The organism is Salinigranum sp. (assembly GCF_041641895.1).
Taxonomy (GTDB): Archaea; Halobacteriota; Halobacteria; order Halobacteriales; family Haloferacaceae; genus Salinigranum.
In genome coordinates, this window is record NZ_JBEPXO010000071.1 from 1 (window position 1) to 20777 (window position 20777).

General features: G+C 69.0%; 22 protein-coding genes and 1 pseudogene. 11 read left to right on the top strand and 12 right to left on the bottom strand.

The genetic code is table 11. The features are described from left to right. Nucleotides 1–65 precede the first annotated feature (65 nt). On the bottom strand, nt 66–242 hold the full coding sequence (locus ACESK5_RS14410) for a hypothetical protein (RefSeq protein ID WP_372912277.1): 177 nt from the start codon (nt 240–242) through the stop codon (nt 66–68). 165 nt (nt 243–407) lie between these two features. Here ACESK5_RS14410 and ACESK5_RS14415 point away from each other — a divergent pair. Beyond that, nucleotides 408–791 (top strand): annotated as a pseudogene (locus ACESK5_RS14415) (response regulator); the annotation flags it as partial. 158 nt (nt 792–949) lie between these two features. Then, on the top strand, nt 950–1450 hold the full coding sequence (locus tag ACESK5_RS14420) for a PAS domain-containing protein (RefSeq protein WP_372912297.1): 501 nt from the start codon (nt 950–952) through the stop codon (nt 1448–1450). An 83-nt stretch (nt 1451–1533) separates the two neighbouring features. Here the strand turns inward: ACESK5_RS14420 and ACESK5_RS14425 are convergent, their stop codons facing one another. From ACESK5_RS14425 to ACESK5_RS14440, 4 genes are all read right to left on the bottom strand, one after another. Further along, nucleotides 1534–1680, bottom strand: coding sequence for a hypothetical protein (locus ACESK5_RS14425; RefSeq protein WP_372912278.1), 147 nt, complete (start codon nt 1678–1680; stop codon nt 1534–1536). A 124-nt stretch (nt 1681–1804) separates the two neighbouring features. Beyond that, a complete protein-coding gene (locus ACESK5_RS14430) occupies nt 1805–2629 on the bottom strand; it encodes an MBL fold metallo-hydrolase (RefSeq protein WP_372912279.1) in 825 nt (274 codons plus the stop codon). 62 nt (nt 2630–2691) lie between these two features. Continuing rightward, nucleotides 2692–3426: a hypothetical protein gene (locus tag ACESK5_RS14435; RefSeq protein WP_372912280.1), complete on the bottom strand. Its 735-nt coding sequence runs from the start codon at nt 3424–3426 to the stop codon at nt 2692–2694. Nucleotides 3427–3459: 33 nt separating this feature from the next. Further along, the gene (locus tag ACESK5_RS14440) at nt 3460–4839 is read right to left on the bottom strand and encodes an ATP-binding protein (RefSeq protein ID WP_372912281.1); all 1380 of its coding nucleotides are present in this window, start codon (nt 4837–4839) and stop codon (nt 3460–3462) included. A gap of 416 nt (nt 4840–5255) precedes the next feature. On the opposite strand from ACESK5_RS14440, the gene ACESK5_RS14445 reads away from it, so the two are divergent. Beyond that, nucleotides 5256–5951, top strand: a complete 696-nt coding sequence (locus ACESK5_RS14445; protein ID WP_372912282.1) for an NTP transferase domain-containing protein — start codon at nt 5256–5258, stop codon at nt 5949–5951. 20 nt (nt 5952–5971) lie between these two features. Here ACESK5_RS14445 and ACESK5_RS14450 read toward each other — a convergent pair whose 3' ends face one another. Continuing rightward, entirely contained in the window at nt 5972–6559 is a 588-nt protein-coding gene (locus tag ACESK5_RS14450) for a hypothetical protein (RefSeq protein WP_372912283.1), read from the bottom strand. A gap of 132 nt (nt 6560–6691) precedes the next feature. Between ACESK5_RS14450 and ACESK5_RS14455 the strand changes: the two genes are divergently transcribed. After that, the gene (locus ACESK5_RS14455) at nt 6692–7825 is read left to right on the top strand and encodes an acetyl-CoA C-acyltransferase (RefSeq protein ID WP_372912284.1); all 1134 of its coding nucleotides are present in this window, start codon (nt 6692–6694) and stop codon (nt 7823–7825) included. Nucleotides 7826–7882: 57 nt separating this feature from the next. Here the strand turns inward: ACESK5_RS14455 and ACESK5_RS14460 are convergent, their stop codons facing one another. The 3 genes from ACESK5_RS14460 to ACESK5_RS14470 form a co-directional block, all read right to left on the bottom strand. Then, the gene (locus tag ACESK5_RS14460) at nt 7883–9304 is read right to left on the bottom strand and encodes a TIGR00341 family protein (protein WP_372912285.1); all 1422 of its coding nucleotides are present in this window, start codon (nt 9302–9304) and stop codon (nt 7883–7885) included. A gap of 308 nt (nt 9305–9612) precedes the next feature. Continuing rightward, nucleotides 9613–10119, bottom strand: a complete 507-nt coding sequence (locus ACESK5_RS14465; RefSeq protein WP_372912286.1) for a universal stress protein — start codon at nt 10117–10119, stop codon at nt 9613–9615. Nucleotides 10120–10192: 73 nt separating this feature from the next. Continuing rightward, nucleotides 10193–11881, bottom strand: a complete 1689-nt coding sequence (locus ACESK5_RS14470) for an aldehyde ferredoxin oxidoreductase family protein (protein WP_372912287.1) — start codon at nt 11879–11881, stop codon at nt 10193–10195. A gap of 111 nt (nt 11882–11992) precedes the next feature. Here ACESK5_RS14470 and ACESK5_RS14475 point away from each other — a divergent pair, with 111 nt between their 5' ends. Beyond that, a complete protein-coding gene (locus ACESK5_RS14475) occupies nt 11993–12169 on the top strand; it encodes a hypothetical protein (RefSeq protein WP_372912288.1) in 177 nt (58 codons plus the stop codon). 540 nt (nt 12170–12709) lie between these two features. Here the strand turns inward: ACESK5_RS14475 and ACESK5_RS14480 are convergent. Then, nucleotides 12710–14578 carry a cation:proton antiporter gene (locus ACESK5_RS14480; RefSeq protein WP_372912289.1) on the bottom strand — a complete coding sequence of 623 codons (1869 nt, stop codon included), beginning with the start codon at nt 14576–14578 and terminating at the stop codon, nt 12710–12712. A 134-nt stretch (nt 14579–14712) separates the two neighbouring features. On the opposite strand from ACESK5_RS14480, the gene ACESK5_RS14485 reads away from it, so the two are divergent. Next, the gene (locus ACESK5_RS14485) at nt 14713–15135 is read left to right on the top strand and encodes a universal stress protein (RefSeq protein ID WP_372912290.1); all 423 of its coding nucleotides are present in this window, start codon (nt 14713–14715) and stop codon (nt 15133–15135) included. Nucleotides 15136–15174: 39 nt separating this feature from the next. Here ACESK5_RS14485 and ACESK5_RS14490 read toward each other — a convergent pair whose 3' ends face one another. Beyond that, nucleotides 15175–16080 (bottom strand): MBL fold metallo-hydrolase, encoded by a 906-nt coding sequence (locus ACESK5_RS14490; protein ID WP_372912291.1) that lies wholly within the window; start codon nt 16078–16080, stop codon nt 15175–15177. A gap of 156 nt (nt 16081–16236) precedes the next feature. Between ACESK5_RS14490 and serS the strand changes: the two genes are divergently transcribed. The 3 genes from serS to ACESK5_RS14505 all read left to right on the top strand — a co-directional run bounded on the left by serS (nt 16237) and on the right by ACESK5_RS14505 (nt 18649). After that, on the top strand, nt 16237–17610 hold the full coding sequence (serS, locus tag ACESK5_RS14495) for a serine--tRNA ligase (protein WP_372912292.1): 1374 nt from the start codon (nt 16237–16239) through the stop codon (nt 17608–17610). Nucleotides 17611–17674: 64 nt separating this feature from the next. Beyond that, the gene (locus ACESK5_RS14500; protein ID WP_372912293.1) at nt 17675–18103 is read left to right on the top strand and encodes a hypothetical protein; all 429 of its coding nucleotides are present in this window, start codon (nt 17675–17677) and stop codon (nt 18101–18103) included. Between the two features lie 48 nt (nt 18104–18151). Beyond that, nucleotides 18152–18649, top strand: coding sequence for a DUF367 family protein (locus ACESK5_RS14505; RefSeq protein ID WP_372912294.1), 498 nt, complete (start codon nt 18152–18154; stop codon nt 18647–18649). 26 nt (nt 18650–18675) lie between these two features. Here the strand turns inward: ACESK5_RS14505 and ACESK5_RS14510 are convergent, their stop codons facing one another. Then, the gene (locus tag ACESK5_RS14510) at nt 18676–19050 is read right to left on the bottom strand and encodes a DUF5518 domain-containing protein (RefSeq protein WP_372912295.1); all 375 of its coding nucleotides are present in this window, start codon (nt 19048–19050) and stop codon (nt 18676–18678) included. A gap of 221 nt (nt 19051–19271) precedes the next feature. On the opposite strand from ACESK5_RS14510, the gene ACESK5_RS14515 reads away from it, so the two are divergent. Then, a complete protein-coding gene (locus ACESK5_RS14515; RefSeq protein WP_372912296.1) occupies nt 19272–19784 on the top strand; it encodes a peptidylprolyl isomerase in 513 nt (170 codons plus the stop codon). A 330-nt stretch (nt 19785–20114) separates the two neighbouring features. Next, the gene (locus ACESK5_RS14520; RefSeq protein WP_372912298.1) at nt 20115–20594 is read left to right on the top strand and encodes a peptidylprolyl isomerase; all 480 of its coding nucleotides are present in this window, start codon (nt 20115–20117) and stop codon (nt 20592–20594) included. Nucleotides 20595–20777: the final 183 nt, after the last annotated feature.

The following is a 20777-nucleotide window of genomic DNA, read 5'->3' on the forward strand; positions in this document are numbered from 1 at the left end:
GGCCCCCCCCCCCCCGGGCGCCGCCCGCACGCAGAGGGGCCTCGACCGGTTCGTCTGACGGCCGGTCACTCCCGACTGTAGCGGTACCCGACCGCCGAGACGACGCCGAACGCGAGGACGAACAGCGCCCCCTGCAGGAAGTCGGGCTCCGTCCCCGTCGCGAACGCGAAGACCAGCCAGACGAGTCCGCCCACGACGGCGCTCGGAACGGCCGTGCGGAGTGCGTCACGTACCTCGGGCATCGTCGGCTTCCTCGGTCCCCAGTCGCTTACCTGTTCGGTCACGGACGGACGCCAGCCGTCCCGAGCGTGTCGGTCGGCCCCGCGTCGCGTGCCGCGTGTCGCGTGTCGGCTCCCGACACCCCGGCGGCACAACCGCTATATGTGGCAGCCCCCCTCCGTGGGTGTATGGTCGCGGAGTGGGAGCGGGGCGACACGGTGCCGGCGACGACAGCGAGCACCGCCGCCATCCGCGTGCTGTGCGTCGACGACGACCCGTCGTTCTGCGACCTCGCCGCGCTCCAGCTAGAGCGGGTCACCGCCGCCGCCGACCGTCCGGTCTCGGTGGTCACCGAGACCGACCCCTCCGAGGTCCCGTCGTATCTGCCCGACGTCGACTGCGTCGTGAGCGACTACGACATGCCCGACGTCGACGGCCTCGAACTGCTCGAGACGGTCCGCGAGTTCGACGCCGACGTCCAGTTCATCCTCTTTACGGGCCGCGGCTCCGAGGAAATCGCGAGCCGAGCCACCTCCGCCGGCGTCACCGACTACGTCCGCAAGGGCGGCCAGTCCGACCGGTTCGTGATGCTGGCGAACCGCATCGAGGAGGCCGTCGCGCGGTACGAGGCGGAGCGCGAACTCGAACGGAGCAACGACCGACTCCGCCGCTCGTCGACCAGCTCCCGCAGTGCGTCTTCGTCAAGAACGCTGCCGGTCGCTACCTCCTCATCAACGAACCCGGCGCGGCGTCGTACGGGCGCACCCCCGCGGAGGTCGAAGGGAGACACGAAGCGGAGTTGCTCGACGACGACACCGCGGCGCGGTTCAACGCCGAGGACCGCCGGGTCATCGAGTCGGGCGAACCCGTCGAGATAACCGCCCAGCGGACCGCAGACGCCGGCGGAGAGGAGGCCGTCGAGCGGGTCCGGAAGGTGCCGTTCGACCTCGTGGCGGGCGAGGGGGCCGTCCTCGGCGTCGCCACCGACGTGACGACTGAACACCGCATCGCCGACCGCTGTACCGACCTCCACGACGCGCTGGACGCGGCCGAGGCGGCGCTCGACGAGACGACGGCGGCGCACGAACGGGGGGACGGCGAGGACGTCGCCGCGGGCCACGAACAGTTGGCGGAACGGCTGGCAGCGCTCCGAGACGCGGTTCCGACCGACGAACTCGACCGACTGCTCGGTGGCGCTCACGGACAGTCGGGCGACGGTACCGTCCGATAACCCCCCAGCCGCCCGGTGAGGGGGCCCGCGCGGACGGCTGACGGCTGTCCCTCTATCCCCCGCTCGACGGGACGACTCCGTCCTCAGAAGGTGCGGACGTCCGTCGACCCGCAGTAGACGCACTCGTCGAGCGGTCCCGCCGACTGGAAGTTCGCGTCGCACTCCCAGCAGTGGTGGCGGTCCTCGTGCACGATTCCCAGGCCCGTCCGGACGCTGTCGATGACGCTCATACTCCGTGCGTTCTACGCTGGCCGAGATATTAGCACTATCTGTTCGAATTTGTGCGATAAAATACCGGAGCAGTATAATTTGGGGAATTTATATCTCTCTACGGTATCCGCGCGTCGTGGGCTCTCAGAGGTCGTACTGCTCGCCGTCGACTGCCAGCGGTTCCTCGAACGCCTCCTCGGCGGGGTAGAAGTGGGCGGTGTGGACGAGTCGCGTCTCGCGCGCCCCGAGTTCGCGCGCCATGTCGAGTGCCCCCTCGCGCGTCATGTGTTTCGACCCGAACGTCCGCGGGACGCCCTCGCTGTTCTCGTGTCTCCCGCCCAGTGGATGGTACTCACAGAGCGCGGCGGGGACGATGGCGTCGGCGAGGAGGAGGTCGGGGTCTGCCAGCGCCGCGCGGGAGTCGTCGGGAATCCCGTAGCTCGTATCGCCCGTCAGCGACAGTTTGGCCCCGGTCTCGGGGTCCTCGACGACGAGGCCGTAACAGACGAGCGGCGGGTGGTCCACCGGCACGAGGCGACAGTCGAGGCCGCACACCGAGAAGCGCTCGAACGGCGCGTGGTCGACGACGGTGATGCGGTCGAGGTAGTCGTACTTCCGCCGGACGGTGTCGGCGACCGACTCTCCCGTGACGGGGTCGGTCTCGTTCGCGGCGTGGACGGGCAGGTCGTCGAAGACGCGGTAGGCGTTGCCGAGGCCGTCGAGGTGGTCGAAGTGGATATGCGTCACGACGGCCTCGTCCGGGAGTGAGACGTCCTGGGTGAGAAACTGGTGGCGGAAGTCGGGGCTGAGGTCGACGAGGAGACACTCTCCCGTCCGACGGTTCTCGACGTGGACCGCGAAGCGCGAGCGCTCGACGCCCAGTTCGCGGGCGCGGACACAGGTGTCACAGTCACAGCCGACGGTCGGGGTGCCGGTCGTGTCGCCGGTGCCGAGGAGGGTGACCCGCATCTGTTCGAGAGCAAGGGACGACGGTGCTTAAGAGTGGGCGAAGCGTCCACGCGGTGCCGGACTCACTGCTGCCACTGCTCGAAGAACGTCGTCCACACGGGGACCGTCGTCTCGTACTCGCGCGTCGCGAGTGAGACGGTCGCATCGACGGACCGGGCCGCGGTGGCCACGAGGTCCTCGAAGGGAACCTCGGTCGCCGAGACCCGGTTCTCCTGACGGTCGTAGGTGACGGTCCTCGCGACGACGACGGCGAGTCCACCGTAACGAGACGTGACGCCTACGGAGGCGTCCAACTCGTCGTGACCGAGTCGCTCGGCGGTCGTCTCCGCCACTGCATCCGCCACGATACTCGCACACCGAACGTGTCCCCAGCGCTCGAACGACACCGTGTCGTACACTGCCTCTTGCTCGGGTTTGGAGCCGTTCTTCACTGCCTCGTGGTTCGTGTGCTCGTACGCAGAGACGAACCGAACCGCGTTCTCGTCCGGGAGAGACGTGTACTCTTCGCCGTCGACGTACGTCTCCTGTGCCGAGACCGGGTCCCCTCGCGGTCGCGTGGGCTCGGGTGTCGTCGGCGCGTCCTCGGCCGGCGGGCGGTCCGTGACGGCCGCGGTCGACGACGTGTCCGTCGTCGGCTGTCGTGTCGGTGTCCCTGCGGTCGGCGCGTCGAGGGTCGTCCCGCCGAGACACCCCGCGAAGCCGGCGACGGCGAGGCCCGTCGTCTGGAGGAGGGTCCGTCGACTGGTCGGGACACACGTCGGGGTTGTGAAGGGCTCGACAACTGTCTTGTGGAACACCAGCCGCGTCGTCGAGCGCTCGGGGCCGCCCCTTCAGTCGTGGGTGTGCGTCCGTCCGTGGCCGTGACTGTGGTCGTGACCGTCGTCCGAGGCGCCGCCGTCGCCGGCGATGAGCGTCTCCTGGTCGCCGTCGATCATGTCCATGTTCTTCAGGTTGTCGCGCTCCTCGAAGTCCGCGACGGCGTCGAGGATGTCCTCCTGGGTGAGGCTCATCCGCTCCTCGGTCAGCGCCTCGAGGACGGCCTCGCGGAGGACGAGTCGGAGGTCGCTCCCGGTGAGGCCCTCGGTCTTCTCCGCGACCGCCTCGGGGTCGAAGTCGGCGATGTCCATCCGCCGGGTGACGATGCGGAGGATGTCCGCGCGCATCTGGTAGTCGGGCTTGGGGAAGTTGACGATCTCGTCGAAGCGCCGCCACGCCGCCGAGTCCAACTGGTCGGGGTGGTTCGTCGCGCCGATGAGGAGCACGTCGTCCCTGATGAGCGATATCTCGTCGATACACTTCAGCAGGGTGTTGACGGCGCGCTTCAGGGCGGCGTGTTCGTCCGACCTCCGAGTCTTGGCGACGGAGTCGAACTCGTCGATGAAGAGGATACACGGCGAGAGCCGGCGGGCGACCTCGAACGTCTTGTCGACGTTCTTGGCCGTCTCGCCGAGGTACTGGCTGGTGATCATCGAGAGCTTCACCTCGACGAACGGCAGGCCGAGTTCGTGTGCGAGCGCCCGCGAGACGGTCGTCTTGCCGGTCCCCGGCGGTCCCACGAACAGCAGTTTACCGATCTCACGCAGGCCGATGTCGGCGAGGTAGTCGCGGTGTTCGATGGCCTTGACTATCTTCTCGATTTCGCCCTCCTGGTCGGGGGTGAGCACGAGGTCGTCGAGCGTCATCTCGATCTCCTCGGGGGCTCGCACGGAGACGAGGTCGAGCATCTCGGCGTCCTCCTCGTCGTCGAAGTACGACTCGAGCAGGCTGTCGATCCAGAGGCGGTCGGCCTGGATGGGCCGGTTCGACTTCCGCGCCTCCTCGTGGCTTACGTCGACGTCGTCGCGGTCCTCGGCGGCCGCCGCGAGCGTGGGGTTCGTCGCGAACCGGTCCCGGTCGGACCGCTGTACGAGCCAGTCGAGCGCCATCTCCGGCTGCGTGAGGCTGATGCGCCCCGCGAACTCCTCTTTCTGGGTGAACATCAGGTCCGAAACCGTCCCCCAGGGGTCGTCGACGCCCGTCGCCTGCCGTGCGGTCTTCTCGGTCGCCACCAGCGGCCGCTCGACGCCACCGACCTCGCCTTCCTCGTCGGACTCGGCCCAGAAGACACGCCGGTACCGCGGCGGGAGGTCGTTCTCGTCCAGTTGCCGGTTCTCACTGTAGATGTGGGCAGTCAGAAGGAACTCAACCACGTCGAGGGCCCGGTCACTCATCCGTTCGTCGTTGCCACCACAGGCGCATAAGACCGTCGAAGAACTCCTCGCGGGCGCGCCGGCCTCCGACACGGACGGCGCGTCACGCTCCGGTTGCCAGTGGACGAACGTCGACGTGTCGAGAATATAGGTGTACTCAACAGGCTAATTTCCTTATATTAGTTCTGATTGTGGGGGATTATGGGCAGGATATCTTAGAATTTCACTTTGTCAACGGTCAGAGTTATATCCCTCCGAAGATGCACGTCTTGTCGAGTAGATGAATCGGAACGACACCCGCTGCCGAGAACTCTGACCATGTCGTCGCTCTCGAGACGTGTGACACGTCCGACCCTGTCCGTCGACGCCCACGGAGACGGTGGTGCCGGCGACCGGTGGGTGACCGTGTCGACCGACCGCGGGGGTGACGACTGACGATGACGCGGCTGAAGCCGGACACGGGGCGGGCCGGTGTCGTGCTCGCCGGCGGCCGCTCGGCGCGCTTCGAGGACGGCGACGTGGCGCTCGCCCCCCTCGGCGGCCGGCCACTCCTCGTCCACGCCGTCGAGGCAGTCTCACCCGTCGTCGACGAGGTGGTCGTCAGCTGTCGGGGCGACCAGCGTCGGCGCTTCGCGGCCGCACTCGGCGAGTCGGACGTATCGTTCGTCGTCGACCCCGTCGACGGCGTCGGGCCGGTCGCCGGTCTCCTGACGGCGCTCCGCGAGACAGACCGGCTGACGGCCGTCGTCACGGGCTGTGACCTCCCACTCGTCCCGTCGGCGTTCCTCGGTCACCTCCTCGACCGGGTCGAACAGTCGACGACTGCCAGCGTGGTCGTCCGCGCCGACGGCCGGACGCGACCGCTCCCCACGGCGGTCAACGTCCGCGCCGCGGCCGCCGCGGCGTCCGAGGCACTCGACACCGGCGGCACGCTCCGTGACGTCGTCGAGTCGCTCGCGCCGGTCGTCATCCCGGAACGCCACGTCGCCGCGACTGTCGGCACCGAGCGCCTCCTGACGGTCGACACCCGGGCCGACCTCGCCCGCGCCGAGGCGGCACTCGCTCGTCGCGGTGAGTCCGGCTCACCCGGCGGCCCGTCCGGTGCGGGCGGCGTGCGCTCGAACGGTCGGTAGTCGACGGTCGAGGGCGGACGTCACGCCGCGCAGGCGACGACCTCTCCGTCCGGTGACTCTCGCGGGTCGACGACGGTGAGTGACTCCGTGCGGACCCGGACGGCCCGGTCACCGACGAAGTACGCCGCCGCGACCGACCGGCGCTCGTCGAAGCTCTCGACGTCCGGGTCGTCGCTGGTGTGGACCTCGCGCCCGTACGACAGCACGACACGGACGCCGACCAGATACCCGCTCGCCGTCGACTCCGGGTCGGTCGCGTCCGCCGAGTCGAGCCGGGTGTAGGTGGCGTCGGGTTCGAGGGTTGGGACGCGGTTCCGCTGGAGCGCCTCCTCGAACGTGAGCGCGAAGTCGATCGCCAGCGCGGCGGAGTCGACGGACAGGGGCGGGTACGGCGGCCCGAACTCGCTCGTGGGGAGGTCGGCCTCGACCTCACGGGGTGGGACGGGTGTCGCCGTCCCCGTCCCCGTCTCGGTCTCCGCTGCCGTCGTCGGTTGCGTCTGCGTCGACCGGGTCGTCGGAGCCGTCTCGCCGTCTCCACCGAGACAGCCGGCGAGCGCGACGCTCCCGATGCCGGCGAGGAGACGGCGTCGTGTCGGAGTGGAGGGCACACGCCCGCTCTCACACCTGCCGACAAGTGCCTTGTGTCGGCGCGCGGCGTCGGCTCCCACCCGACCGCGCGTCGCAGTCGGGACGGGAGACGGCCGACCGGATTTATACACGCCGGCCGTCGACAGTGAGGTATGCCAACGCCCGTCGTTGCGGCCGCCTACCGAACCCCACAGGGAAAAGACGGAGGCGCCCTCTCGGGGGTCAGGAGCGAGGACCTCTCGACGACCCTCGTCGACCACCTCCTCGACGTCACCGGACTCGACCCGGCGCTCGTCGACGACCTGATGTGGGGCTGTGCGCAGCAGCGTGACGAACAGGACGCCAACCTCGCGCGGGTCGTCGCCCTGCTCTCGGCCCTGGGCGAGGAGACGCCCGCGACGACCATCAACCGGTGGTGTGCGTCGTCGATGCAGGCGGTCATCTCCGCGGCCGACGCCGTCGCGGCCGGCAACCGCGACTGCGTCGTCACGGGGGGCGTCGAGAGCATGTCGCGCGTCCCGCTGTCGTCGATGCCGTACGGGGACCTCCACCCCCGACTCACGAGCGAATACGACGTCGCCGAACTGGAGATGGGGGCGACGGCGGAGAAAGTCGCCGACGTGTACGACGTCTCCCGCGAGGCACAGGACGAGTACGCCCTCCGCTCACAGCGGCGGGCCGCCGACGCGACCGACTCGGGCCGGTTCGACGACGAACTCGTTCCCGTCGACACCGGGGACGGACTGGTCACCGAGGACGAGGGTATCCGTCGCGACACCACGCTGGAGGGGCTCTCGGAACTCCCGCCGGCGTTCCGGGACGGGGGGACGGTGACGGCGGGCAACGCCTCACAGATATCCGACGGGGCGGCGCTCGTCCTCGTCACGAGCGAGGCGTTCGCCGCCGACTACGGCCTCGAGGTCCTCGCTCGTGTGGGGACGAACCACGTCGCCGGCGTCGACCCGACGGTGATGGGCATCGGTCCCGTGCCGGCGACGCGAGGCCTCCTCGAACGGGCCGGCCGCACCGTCGACGACTACGACCTCGTCGAACTGAACGAGGCGTTCGCCTCGCAGACGCTGTACTGCCGCCGCGAACTCGGCATCCCGGCTGAGCGGTTCAACGTCAACGGCGGCGCCATCGCCATCGGCCACCCGCTCGGTGCGTCGGGGGCCCGCCTCCCCGTGACGCTCGTCCACGAGATGCAGAAGCGGGACGCCACGCGCGGCCTGGCGACGCTCTGTGTCGGCTTCGGTCAGGGTGCGGCGGTGGAGCTCTCGCGGTAAGCTCGGCCGCCCTGGTCGTAGTCGACCATTCGGTCGAGACCGACCGGCGCCGCTCGCTCAGCAGCGCACGTCGGCCGGGCACACGCTCGGCACACCGAGCCGTCGACCGAGGCCCGTCCGGAGCTCCCGGACCTCCTGGGTGAGGCGCGGGTACGGGTCCAGCGGCGGCGACGTCCCGGCGGCCGACGGCCGGGACTGCTGGTAGTCGATGAATCGGACGTTGACCGTGACCGGACGGCCGGTGTCGTCGGTGATGCGGGTCCGTAACGTCTCGGCGAGCGCGTCGTACTCGGCGTCGCTCGACGACCGACTCACCGTCACCGTCACCGACTCGACCCGGCCGAGGGCGTTCATGTCGCTGTACTCCGTCTTCACCCCGACGAGTTCCAGCGAGTCGTACGCCTCCTGGTTGACGACCGACTGGACGTCCTGGTTGACCTGCTGCTCGAAGGCGATGTGCTGTGCCGTCGCGCCGACGGTGACGACGACGGCGACGGCGAACAGCACGAGGACGAGGGTGTACGCCCCTGTCCGGAGGGAGACCGACACGTTCTCGCGGACGCTCCGGACCATCGACGACCGGTAGCCCAGCGAGACGAGTCCGACGTAGGCGGCGAGGTTGATGACCACGATGTTCATCAGGAGCAGGACGAGCGCGCCCGCGACCACGAGCGGTTGCCCCCAGACCACGCCGATGCCGGCCGTCGCTGCGGCCGGGACGATGGCCGCGGCGACGGCCACGCCGGCGATCGACACAGGCAGGTCGGTCGCCAGCGCGAACGCACCGGCGAACCCGGCGGCGATGGCGATGACCAGCGTCAGCACGTTCGGGGTCGTGAACGCCCCCACCTGGTCGAGCCGCGAGACGACGAGCGACGGCGGGACGAAGCCGGTCCGCAGCAGGAAGAAGCTCATCACTACGGCACCGGCTAAGGCGACCACGAGTCCGATGGCCTGCGAGCTGAAACTGTCGACGACCATCTCTCTGTCGCTGATGACCGCGCCGACGCTCGCCGAGAGCGTCGACCCCGCGAAGGGTGCGATGACCATCGCCCCCACGATGACGATCGCGGAGTTGAGGAGGAGGCCGCCGACGGCGACGACGGCGCTGAACACGGCGAACGCGACGTACGTCGCGGTGGCCGGCTTGAGGTCCCGCGCTCGCTCGCGTATCTCGGGGTGTGAGATGCCGGTGTCGCCACGGGGCCCCTCGACGTACTGTTCGCTCAGTTCGTCGACGTTCGACACGGTCGCATCTGACAGTTCCGACACCACTGTGTACGTCGACTCGTCCAGTCCGGCGTCGTACAGCGTCTCGAGGACCGCGTCGACGCCGCCCGACGGGACGGGGATGTGTGCGACGACCCCGCCGCGAGGGCCCGCCTCGTCGACGAGGACGTGTTCGACGTTCGCCTCCGTGAGGGTCTCTTCGACGGTGGCGAGGTCGTCGTCCGGGACGAAAATCTCGATGAGCCGCATTCGCAGAGACCGATGCAGGCCGGCCGTATCGGTGTTCTGCTGGCAAACTCAGGAGGTGGTCCCGCCCTGCCGATTCCTCGGGACTTCGACGGCCCGGCCGGGGCCTGCCCCGGTCCGCTCGTCTCGCCCCTGCGAGCAGCGGTCCCATTCGGAACGGCCCCCGACGTCGTCACAGACATGGACACGGAGCAGCGTCGACGCCAGTCCCCGGGTTCGGTGCCGGCACCGCACTGGCTGGCGTCGCAGCCACCGCCGGTGCTGCCTGGCGAGTCGTCCGCTCCTGACGCGCGCCGTCACGGGGGGACGGGTCAGTTCGCGTCCCCCTCTCCCTGCCGCTCCGCGAGCGGTTCCTGCTCGCGGACGGCCGTGACCGGCGAGGGGTCGGGCGTCCGGACGATTACCACGTCGTACTCCGGCGCGCCGCTGACGCCGTGGCCGACGCTGGCGACACTCGCGGCGACGCGACCGGCGTTGTCGCTGCCGACGAACACCATCGTCGCGGCCTCCTCCCGGAGGACACGACGGATCCGCGTCGACAGTGTCCCGGTCGGGGCGTGTCTGTCGACGAACTCGACCCGGAACGAGGCGTCCGGCGCGAGGTCGACGACGCGTCCCCGGATGCGGTCGACGACGGTCCCGCGGTCGAACGACTCGTCGGCCGAGAGCCACTCCTTGCCCCGAGCGTAGTCGGCGTTCCCCGCCGGGACGACGGTGACCGCGACGACCGTCTCGTCGGTGACACCGGCGAACGCGACGGCCCGCGAGAGTGCCGCCTGTGCGAGCGGAGAGCCGTCGAAGGGGACGACGAACGTCATGGCTGCTCCTACGGGAGCGGCCGAGAAAGTGATTCCGTGGACGCGTGTGGCGACCGACGCCACGTGCGACCGTTCAGTCGTCGGCGGGTGCGGCACCGCCCGACCCGGTGAGACGGGCGTCGGGGACAGTCCCCTCAGAGGACCAGCCGCGGGCCGCGTAGTAGTCGTCGAGCGCCTCGTCGAAGTCCGGGAGCGAGTAGGGGAGGGTGTCCGCGTCCCGGTCGAAGCCGCGCTGGTTGTTGAAGTGTCGCTCGAGGTCGACGATGCGCGAACCGACGGCCATCAGGTCGTCGAACTCCGCGCCGAGCAGTTCCGCGAGTCGGTCGTCGGTGACGAACCCGCGGGAGAACTTGCAGACGACGCCCGAGTCGAGCACCGCGTGGTGGTTCTCCCGCTCGACGAGTCGCTCCGGCTTCGCGCCGAGGCCCGAGGGGTCCATCGCTTCGTCCTTCCCGACCAGCGGGTACTCCAGCGCGTAGAACGTGGCGTACATGTGGTCCGCCCCGCGGTTCGCCACGGCGAAGGAGAGGCCCTGTCCCTGGAGCGTCCGGCCGTCGTGGCCGGGGAACTCCAGTCCTTTGACGCTCCAGTTCTCGACGCCCAGTTCCTCGTGACAGCGGGCGACGCCCTCGGCGAGGAGGTCGCCGACGCCCTCGCGGTGGGCGATCTTCTCGACCGTCTCGTGGACGAGGTCGACGTTGCCGAACTCGTCCTCGCTGGCGAGGTACGCCGCGACGGTGTCGCCGGCGGAGATGGTGTCCATCCCGAGCTGGTCGCAGAGCTCGTTCGACTGCATCACGTCGACGATGTCGTCGACCGCACAGTTCGAGCCGAACGACATCACCGTCTCGAACTCCGGCCCCTCCGTCTCGACTCCCCGCTCTTCGTCCTTCGTGGGGAGCTTACACGCGAAGGCGCACGCCGAACAGGTCCCCTTCTTGAACTTCTTCTCCTCGACCCGGTCGCCGTTGATGCCCTCGACGCCCTCGAACTGCAGTTCCGAGAAGTACCGCGTCGGGAGCGCCGACACCTCGTTTCCGAGGTCGGTCACCGAGGTGGTCCCCTGCCGTTTCATGATGTGGTCGTCCGTCGCGGCCTCGCGGTGGACATCCATCTGGACGGGGGGTATCTCCACCTCGGGGGTCGAGTCGCCGTCGAACGTGACGAGCTTCACCCTCTTCGCTCCCAGCACGGCGCCGAGGCCACCGCGGCCGAAGGCCCGCGACTCGGAGGTCATAATGGAGGCGAAACGGACCTCGTTCTCGCCCGCCGGCCCGACGTTGGCGACGTGTTCCGCGGCGAGGTCACGCGACTCCTCGACGTACGCGACGGCCTCGGAGGTAGTCGCGCCCGCGAGGTCGGGTACCGGCTCGAACTCGACGCCCTCGTCGGTGACGTGGATGGCGAGGAGTTCGTCGCTCGCACCGTGGAACTCCACTGCGCCGTAGCCGGTGGCGGTGAAGTTCCGCGACATGAAGCCGCCGGCGTTCGACGAGAGCAACCCGTCGGTCAGAGGGGAGACCGCCGTGGCGTTCATCCGGCCCGTGAACGACATCTGTGAGTGCTGCATCGGTCCCGTGGTGAAGAACAGCCGGTTCTCCGGGCCGAGCGGGTCGGCGTCGTACGGGATGCGGTCGTGTGCGAGTTTCGTCCCGACGCCTCGGCCGCCGATGAACGACGCGAGGACGTCGGTGACGTCTGTCTCGCTCGTCGTCCGGTCGGTGAGGTCGACCGAGAGGAGTGGGCCCTTCGCGTGTCGCATGGGTGTCTCTTCTCGACTCCCGGCGATAAAGGTGGCGTCCCCCTTCCACCGCGTACCGCGTCGCCGCCGACAACCGGTACGAATATGTCGGGGAGTGTGTAATTGTCGCCGATGAAACGTACCGTCGCAGTCGGCGTCGCGGCCGTCCTCGCGGGCGTCGGGATGGCGGCCGTCGAGGCCGGACTCGTCGGTCAGCCGGCGCTGAGCGACCCCGTCTGGCTCCTCCTCGGCGGGCTCGTCGTCGGCTACTGGGTCGTCTTCGTCCGCTGGGCGCGGACGCAGTCGTAGTCGTGTGTGTCGTGTTTCGTAGTGTCGGATTTCGACGTCGGTTCGCTCCGTGACTGGTGTTCCGGTGTCGTGGTGAGTGCGACGTGTGTCTCGGACGAGACGCGGTTTGTGGTCGTTCGAGTGGAAGAACGGAGCGAACGCCGACGAAGACACCGGACGGACGGTAGGACACCGTCCGACACACGGACGTGGTGAGGCCACGTCCTCCCCAGCCGACTCCTTCGCTCCTTCCCTCCGGTCAGTCGCTCAGTCGTCCCTCGCGCGGTGTCGGTCGCGGACGGAGCCGCGTCCGTCACGCGCCCCCGAGCCGTGGTGGCGGCCGGCGCGCGGAAGCGAACGAGCAGCGTGAGTGAGCGGCGCGCGAGGGGGGCTGTGCTCGCGGCTCCGTGCGCGAGCACTCGGCTGGGGAGGAGAAGGCGTCTATCGGCCCGTGTCTCGTGCGGGCGTCTCCCACCACTCTCGACGGCCGACGCGGCGACTCACAGCTCGGTCGGGTCACGGTACCGCGTCCGGTCGCTCCAGCGTTCCGGCCCCGTGTGTTCAGTTCTCTGGGTGGACGAACGACATCGCCTCGCGGACGACTTCCCGTTCGCCGATGACGGTGACACGGTCGCCGTACTCGACGGTGAAGTCGTCTGTGGGGACGCGCGCGTCGCCGTCCCGGGCGACGAGCGCGATGAGGACGCCGCCGGGGAGTTCGTCGCTGATCTCCTCGATGGTCATCCCGATGAGTTCGTCGGCGGTGAGTTCGACCTCCTGGACGTCGCCGGACCGACCGATTTCGCTCATCCAGTTCATCATCGCGGGGCGCTCGATGTAGTTGTCGAGCGCCTGCGCGGTGGCGAGAGTCGTCGAGATGGTCCGCACCCCCAGCTCCTCGAACGCTTCGACGTTCGCGGGGTTGTTGACGCGCGCGAGGATGGTCTCGGGCGCGAACTTCGAGCTCGACAGCTGGGCGACGAGGAGGTTCACGTCGTCGTCGCCGGTGGCGGCGACGACCACCTTCGCCTTCTCGGCGCCGGCCGAGCGGAGGACGTCGGTGTCCGTGCCGTCGCCGTGGTGGACGGCGAAGCCCTCGTTGCGGGCCGTCTCGACGGTGTCTCGGTTGTTCTCGATCAGTACGACGTTCTCTCCGCGGTCTTCGAGGCGGTCGGCGAGCGTCCGGCCCACCTTCCCGCCTCCGATGACGAGTACACGCATGGGAATCACGTCCAGGTATTCAGCGATTCGTCGGGCGAAGCCCCCCTCGAAGACGACGGTCATGAGGATGACGAGGAAGACGGTGCCGACGAGGAGGTCCGCGGCCTCGGTGAGTCCCTGCGCCCGGAGTTCGATGGCGAACAGCGTCGCCACCGACGCGGGGATGATGCCACGGGGGCCGACGAAGCTCATGAACCACTTCTCGTTCGTCGTGAACCGGTCGCCGACGCAGGAGGCGAACACGACGGCCGGGCGGATGACGAGTGCGACGGCGGCCACCACCGCGAGGCCGGCGACGCCGAGTTGGATGAGCGTCGAGAACTGCAAGAGGGCGGCGAGCGCGATGAAGACGAACGAGAGGACGATGAGGGTGACGTCACCCTTGAACTCCGAGATGTCGTGCTCGTAGGGGACGTCGAGGTTGCCGAGCAGGACGCCGGCCGTCGCCACCGCGGCGATGCCCGCCTCGGTGACGATGGCGTCCGCCGCGCCGTACGCGACCAGCGCGCCCGCCAGTACGAGGAGGCGAGCGTTCTGCGGGGCGTTCCCGGGCGAGAGGTCGACGTACTGCAGGAGGTAGTAGACGACGGCGGCGACGACGACGCCGATGAGCATCCCGACGCCGAGTCGCTCGGCGAACAGCGAGACGAACAGGCCGGCACCGGTCTCCTGTGCGATGAGCGCCTCGAAGATGACGACTGCGAGGATGGCCGCGGTGACGTCGTTGACGATGCCCTCCGTCTCCAGGGCCGCCTCGACGCGGTCACGCGCGGGGACGACCTCCAGGATGGGTGCGATGACCGTCGGCCCCGTCGCGACGAGGAGCGCGCCGATGAGGAAGGCGACGAGCCACGACGTGCCGAGGACGTAGTGGATGGCCGCCGCCGTGCCGACGAGTGCGATGCCGGCACCGATAGTGACGAGTCTGAGCGTCGCCGCCGGCGCCTCTCTGAGCTTCTCGACGCGGAGGTGGAACGCGCCCTCGAAGACGATGATGGCCACCGAGAGGCCGACGATGTCGGAGAGGCCTCCGCCGAACACGTCCGGGTCGACGACACCGAGCACCTCGGGACCGAGCGTGATTCCCGCCGCGATGAGGAACACCACGCTCGGCACCTGGAACCGGTCGGAGAGCACCTGCGAGATGACGCCGATACCGATGATGGCTGCGACGATGGGGATGAGGCTCACTCCGCCACCGGTTGCCATTCAGTTCGCCTCCATGTACGGCGATTCAATCCCCCCTCGAACATAAAGCCATAGATTGTCTCCGAGGAGCCGAGCGGTTCTCAGTCGGCGAGAGTCACGGCGAAGTATAACCGAGTCGACATCCAATCTCGAGTATGTACCGCACTGTCCTCATCCCCACCGACGGGAGCACCGGCGCGGAGCGTGGCGTGACCGCGGGAATCGACATCGCGAAGCAGTACGGCGCGACAGTCCACGCACTGTACGTCGTCGACGAACGCATCTACGGGCAGACGCCCGCTCTCTCCGACGTGGAGTTGCGGTTCGAACAGCTCGAAACCGAAGGAGAGGGGTACCTCGACGCCGTCGTGGAGCGCGGGTCGGAGGCCGGCCTCGACGTCCGGACGAGCGTCCAGCGGGGGATGCCCCACGAGATAATCACTGCCTACGCGGACGAACACGACGTCGACCTCATCGTGATGGGGCTGCACGGCGCCTCGGCGCATCCGGCCCCACACATCGGCTCCTGTACCGACCGCGTCCTCCGGACGGCTTCCGTCCCCGTCCTCCCGGCGTGAGCCGACCCGGCGTGGTGAGCCGTCGTCCGACCCGGCCCCCTACGCTCTCTCGTCGACGTAGTCGAGGTAGCCCAGCACGCCCTTGGTGTTGAGCCGGTCCTCCGAACGGGCCTTCTCCTCGCCCCACACCTCGACCATGTCCGTGTGGTCCATGAAGTACTCGACGACGGCCTCGTCGTCTTCGAGTTCGAGCCGTTTCGAGCGGACGGCCTCGACCCACTCGACGAGCGTCCGTTTGTACTCGTCCATCACGCCGTCCTCGTAGGCCTGCGACCCGAAGTGACCGTAACACAGCACCTCGGGGTCGAGTGCAGCGATAGCCTCCGCGTCGGCGAGGGACTTCTCGAGGTGGAACTGTGCGGGCGGTGACGTCGGCCGGACGTCGCCCGTCTCGGGGACGAAGATGCCCGCAGCGTCGGCCGTGAAGACGATGTCGTCGCCGTCGTCGTGGAGGAAACAGTGGTGAGGGGCGTGTCCCGGCGCGTGGTGGACGGTGAGCGCCCGGTCGCCCAGGTCGAGGACGTCCCCGTCGGTGAGGCCCTCGATGCGCGCTTCGGGCACGGGGAGCGGTTCGTCGTAGTACTTCCACTGGTCCTCGACGGCCGCTTTCGTCCCCGCGACCAGGCGCGAGGGGTCGACGAGATGCTCGACGCCGGGTTCGGGCGTCACGACCGTCGCCTCGGGGTACCGCTCGGCGAGGTAGCCCGCGCCGCCGGCGTGGTCCAGGTGGACGTGGGTCGCGACGATGTACTCGGGGGCGGCCCCGAGTTCGTCGAGCAGGTCGTACACGTACTCGCGGTTCCGTCCGAGACCGGTGTCGACGACGGCCGGGCGCTCCGCGTCGAGGACGTACACCGTCCCGTACTCCGGGATGCCGTACGCGCCGACGTCGACGTAGTAGAGGTCGGTGCAGCCGGGGACTTCGAACCAGTCGCCGATGGCCATGGCCACAGGAGGGCGGCGGGGTGGCAAAAGGGTTCGGTCGACGGCATCGACGCGTGCCCCCGTCTCTCACGGGTCGACGTAGGCCTCCCGGTCGAGGCGACCTGTGACGCCCGTCGAACGACACGGTTTTGCCGCGTCCGTCTGAATCCGAATCAAATGCTGAGCAGGCAGTACCTCCGCGAGCACCCCGACGAGGTTCGGGCCTCGCTCGACCACCGCGGGTACGACACCGACCTGGACCGACTCCTCGAACTCGACGCCGAGTGGCGTCGCCTCAAGAGCGAAGGTGACGACCTCCGTCACGAGCGCAACGAGGTCTCCTCGAAGATCGGACAGCTGAAACAGGAGGGGAACCACGACGAGGCCGACGAGGCCATCGAGCGCTCGCAGGAACTCAAGACGAAGATTCAGGAGGTCGAGACGCGAGCGGACGAACTCGAATCCGAACTGGAAGAGCGGATGCTCGAACTACCGAACGTCCCCCACGAGTCGGTCCCGGTCGGCGAGGACGAGGCCGACAACGTGGAGGTGGGTCGGTGGGGGTTCGACGACGTCCGTGACCTGCCCGACGAGGTGACGCCGCACTACGACCTCGGCGAGGATCTCGACATCATCGACGAGGCCCGCGGCGCGAAGACCACGGGCGCGGGCTTCTACTTCCTGAAGGGCGACGGCGCACGACTCGAACACGCGCTCGTCCAGTTCATGCTGGACGTCCACCGCGAGCAGGCGTACGTCGACCTCTTCCCGCCCATCCCCGTGAAGAGCGCGTCGATGCGGGGGACGGGCCAGCTCCCGAAGTTCAACGAGGACGCCTACCGCATCGGCGGCGACGAGTTCGACGACTACGGGGACGACGACCTCTGGCTCTGCCCCACCGCCGAGGTGCCCGTGACGAACATGTACGCCGACGACATCCTCCTCCGCGAGGACCTCCCGCTGAAGCACCAGGCGTACACCCCCAACTTCCGGCGGGAGGCGGGCGAACACGGCACGGAGACGCGAGGCATCGTCCGCGTCCACCAGTTCAACAAGGTCGAACTCGTCAACTTCGTCGAACCCGACGAGTCGTACGAGCGACTGGAGGGGCTCGTCGAGGAAGCCGCCGAGGTGCTCGAGCGACTCGAACTCCCGTACCGCGTGCTCTCGCTCTGTACGGGTGACCTCACCTTCGCCTCCGCGAAGACGTACGACCTGGAGGTGTGGGCACCCGGGACGGACGCGGACGACGGGCCCGGGATGGGCGGACGGTGGCTGGAGGTTTCCAGCGCCTCGAACTTCGAGGAGTTCCAGGCCCGCCGGGCGGGCATCCGGTACCGACCCGAACACCACGAGTCGGCGGAGTACCTCCACACGCTCAACGCCTCGGGCACCGCGGTCGGTCGGGTGATGGTCGCCATCCTCGAGTACTACCAGAACGACGACGGCACCGTCACCGTCCCCGAGGCGCTCCGTCCGTACATGGGCGGGCAGGAACGGATCGAAGGGCACGAGAAGGTCGGCGAGTCGGCGCTCGGCGCGGACGACTGACACCCGTTCTCACCCCCCGAGAATCACCGAGGAACACACCGCTCTGGACGTCGTACCTCACGGTATGACCACTCGACGCACACACTGGGCGCACCTCGCCGTCTGGGGTGCCGCCGTCCTGCTCGCGGTTCCGCTGCTCGGTGCGGTGCTCTGGGGCGCGTGGCGGCTGCTCTTCTGGGGCGTCGTCGCCGCGGCGCCACACCACTATGGCCCCGCGGCCGGCGTCACCGCCCCCAGCGCGATGCCTCCGGGTGTCGATACGATGGTCGTCGCCGCGTGGGGCTCGGCTCCCGGGGCCTCTCTGACGTTGGTCGTCGGCCTCGGCTTCCTCGTACTCGTCTGTACCCTGCTCGCGGCCGTCGCTTTCGGCGAACGGCAGGAGGACGCGCTGGCGGCGCTCGAGGAGGCACACGTCCGTGGTGAGGTGGACGACGAGGAGTTCACCCGTCGCCGGCGGGCGCTCGTCCCCGAACGCTCCGACCGGACGCCCTGAGCCGCCGGACCCGAACGGGCTTTACCGACGCCTCGTCTATCCACGTCCGTGTCCGTCGACCTGCACGTCCGCTACGAGGGCGACGACGACCCCGACAAGTGCACGGCGCGCAAACTCGCCCGGTTCGACCTCGCGACGCTCCACCGGTCCGACAGAGCGACGCCGTCCGGCGTCGTTCTGAACCCCCACGCCGAGCAGGCACTCTCGCCGGCGGACGCGACCGAGACGCTCGTGGCGCTCGACTGCTCCTGGGAGTCGGCGGGCGAGAAACGGTTCTCGCTCCGCGGCGAACACCGCGCGCTCCCGTACCTCGTCGCGGCCAACCCAGTGAACTTCGGGCGGCCGCTCCAGTTGACGACGGTCGAAGCGCTCGCGGCCGCGCTGTGTCTCTTCGGCGAACGAGACCAGGCGGCGGCCGTCCTCTCGAAGTTCCGGTGGGGGGAGACGTTCCTCAAACTCAACGACGAACCGCTCCGCCGATACGCCGACTGTGCCGACTCGACGGAGGTCGTCGCCGTCCAGCAGGAGTACCTCGACCGCGGGTGACAGACCGTCCGACCCGCTCGCCGGCACTACGTCGTCCGGCGCTTCACCCAGCCGCCGACGGCGCCGGCGACTGCGCTGTCGGCCGCGAGCAGGAGGGTAATCGCCGAGAGCACGACGAAGGCGCCGAAGCCGCCGAGCAGGGCTCCCAGCGGTCCCCCGGCGACGCCGCCGACGAGGCTCCCTAAGAACGCGACGACGACGGCGACGACCAGCCCCGCGAGCGAGCCGGCGACGAGGCCGTGCCAGGCACCCCGCCCCGGTCCTCCCCCGGCGAGGTAGCCAGCGGCGAAGCCGCCGACGAGTCCCGCCCCGAGCTGTCCGACTGCCGGTACGGAGACGCCGGCCGTCCCGATGACGACGAGGAGGACGAAGCCGACTCCTACTGCGCGCCAGTTCGTCATATCTCTCCCTCTCAGGAGAGACGAATAACTGCGTTGGGATCGAACGAGAGGGTGCGAACGGGCGACACCGTTCCCCGCCGTGGACCGCGGTGTCGCACACCCGCAGTCGGCCCACGGCTCGCGTCAGCGCACAGGGAGACGAGGCCGCGGTATCCGATGTAAAGGCTCGGTCGCGGGACGCGGACGGCAGGGTTTTCACCCCGCGCTTCGACGTGTCGGGTATGAGTAATCTGACAGCGACGCTGCACACGTCGAAGGGCGACATCACCGTCGAACTGTACGACGAGCGAGCGCCGAACACCGTCGAGAACTTCGTCGGCCTCGCCACTGGCGAGCAAGAGTGGGAGGACCCCGAGACGGGCGAGACCCGCACGGACCCCCTCTACGAGGACGTCATCTTCCACCGCGTTATCGACGACTTCATGATTCAGGGCGGGGACCCCACCGGCACGGGCCGAGGCGGCCCGGGGTACACGTTCGACGACGAGTTCCACCCCGAGTTGCGACACGACGACGTCGGCGTACTGTCGATGGCGAACAGCGGCCCGAACACGAACGGGTCCCAGTTCTTCATCACGCTCGACGCCCAGCCACACCTCGACGACCGCCACGCGGTCTTCGGGAAGGTCGTCGACGGGATGGACGTCGTCGAGGAGATCGGTTCGGTCCCGACGGGCCGGAACGACAAGCCGCACGAGGACGTCGTCCTCGAATCCGTCGACGTCGACCGCTGACGGACGCGACACGCGACGGTTCCGCGGCACCGAGTGGAGACGACCGGAACCGGGACCAGGACCGGAACCGGGAGCGGTAGTGGTTATACGTGTCGGGCCACTCTCGGGCGTATGCACTCGACACGACGACGCGCCCTCCATGCCGGCGTGGCGCTGGCTACGGCCGGCCTCGCTGGCTGTTCTTCGGCCTCCTCTCCGTCCGCTTCGCCGACACTGACGTCGACGCCGACGCCGACAGCCCGCCCCGAGTCGACCGAAGGGACACCGAGCACGGCCACCTCGCGGTCGGTCGACCTCCCGACCGCCGACGGTGCGACGCTCCGGACGACGATGGGCGACGTGACGGTCGAACTCTCCCCCGACCTGGTACCGCTGACCGTCGGTAACTTCGTCGGCCTCGCGACGGGCGAACTCGCGTGGCGAGACCCCGAAACCGGAGAGATTCGAGACGACCCCCTCTACGCGGACGTCCCGTTCCACCGCGTCATCGACGACTTCATGATACAGGGCGGGGACCCCACCGGGACGGGTCGAGGCGGTCCCGGATACACGTTCGAGGACGAGTTCCACCCCGACCTGACACACGACAGCGCCGGTGTGCTGTCGATGGCGAACCGCGGTCCCGACACGAACGGCTCGCAGTTCTTCGTCACGCTCGACGCGCAACCACACCTCGACGGCCGCCACGCCGTCTTCGGGAACGTCGTCGCCGGGATGGACGTCGTCGAAGCTATCGGTACGGTGGCCACCGACGAGAACGACCGTCCGCTCGACCCAGTGTTGCTCGAGTCGGTCGCCGTCGAGCGCTGAGAACGGTCTCGCTACGGACGTTCGGTCCCGGGGCCGGACTCGTCACGCGACGGCGATGACTCCCAGTCGCCGGGTTCGACGAGTATCGGGTCGCCGTCGGTGCCGTGGCTCACCGCGACGCTGTGTCTCGTGTGTCGTGCGTGGACCTCGGCCCACCGGTGGGCGGCCCGCGAGGAGAGGCGT

Coding starts and splice junctions, on each gene's coding strand:
- serS (WP_372912292.1), top strand. CDS start 16,237: ATGCTGAGCAGGCAGTACCTCCGCGAGCACCCCGACGAGGTTCGGGCC.
- ACESK5_RS14465 (WP_372912286.1), bottom strand. CDS start 10,119: ATGACGTTCGTCGTCCCCTTCGACGGCTCTCCGCTCGCACAGGCGGCA.
- ACESK5_RS14500 (WP_372912293.1), top strand. CDS start 17,675: ATGACCACTCGACGCACACACTGGGCGCACCTCGCCGTCTGGGGTGCC.
- ACESK5_RS14425 (WP_372912278.1), bottom strand. CDS start 1,680: ATGAGCGTCATCGACAGCGTCCGGACGGGCCTGGGAATCGTGCACGAG.
- ACESK5_RS14510 (WP_372912295.1), bottom strand. CDS start 19,050: ATGACGAACTGGCGCGCAGTAGGAGTCGGCTTCGTCCTCCTCGTCGTC.
- ACESK5_RS14480 (WP_372912289.1), bottom strand. CDS start 14,578: ATGGCAACCGGTGGCGGAGTGAGCCTCATCCCCATCGTCGCAGCCATC.
- ACESK5_RS14455 (WP_372912284.1), top strand. CDS start 6,692: ATGCCAACGCCCGTCGTTGCGGCCGCCTACCGAACCCCACAGGGAAAA.
- ACESK5_RS14440 (WP_372912281.1), bottom strand. CDS start 4,839: ATGAGTGACCGGGCCCTCGACGTGGTTGAGTTCCTTCTGACTGCCCAC.
- ACESK5_RS14515 (WP_372912296.1), top strand. CDS start 19,272: ATGAGTAATCTGACAGCGACGCTGCACACGTCGAAGGGCGACATCACC.
- ACESK5_RS14430 (WP_372912279.1), bottom strand. CDS start 2,629: ATGCGGGTCACCCTCCTCGGCACCGGCGACACGACCGGCACCCCGACC.
- ACESK5_RS14410 (WP_372912277.1), bottom strand. CDS start 242: ATGCCCGAGGTACGTGACGCACTCCGCACGGCCGTTCCGAGCGCCGTC.
- ACESK5_RS14490 (WP_372912291.1), bottom strand. CDS start 16,080: ATGGCCATCGGCGACTGGTTCGAAGTCCCCGGCTGCACCGACCTCTAC.
- ACESK5_RS14475 (WP_372912288.1), top strand. CDS start 11,993: ATGAAACGTACCGTCGCAGTCGGCGTCGCGGCCGTCCTCGCGGGCGTC.
- ACESK5_RS14460 (WP_372912285.1), bottom strand. CDS start 9,304: ATGCGGCTCATCGAGATTTTCGTCCCGGACGACGACCTCGCCACCGTC.
- ACESK5_RS14445 (WP_372912282.1), top strand. CDS start 5,256: ATGACGCGGCTGAAGCCGGACACGGGGCGGGCCGGTGTCGTGCTCGCC.
- ACESK5_RS14485 (WP_372912290.1), top strand. CDS start 14,713: ATGTACCGCACTGTCCTCATCCCCACCGACGGGAGCACCGGCGCGGAG.
- ACESK5_RS14470 (WP_372912287.1), bottom strand. CDS start 11,881: ATGCGACACGCGAAGGGCCCACTCCTCTCGGTCGACCTCACCGACCGG.
- ACESK5_RS14520 (WP_372912298.1), top strand. CDS start 20,115: ATGGGCGACGTGACGGTCGAACTCTCCCCCGACCTGGTACCGCTGACC.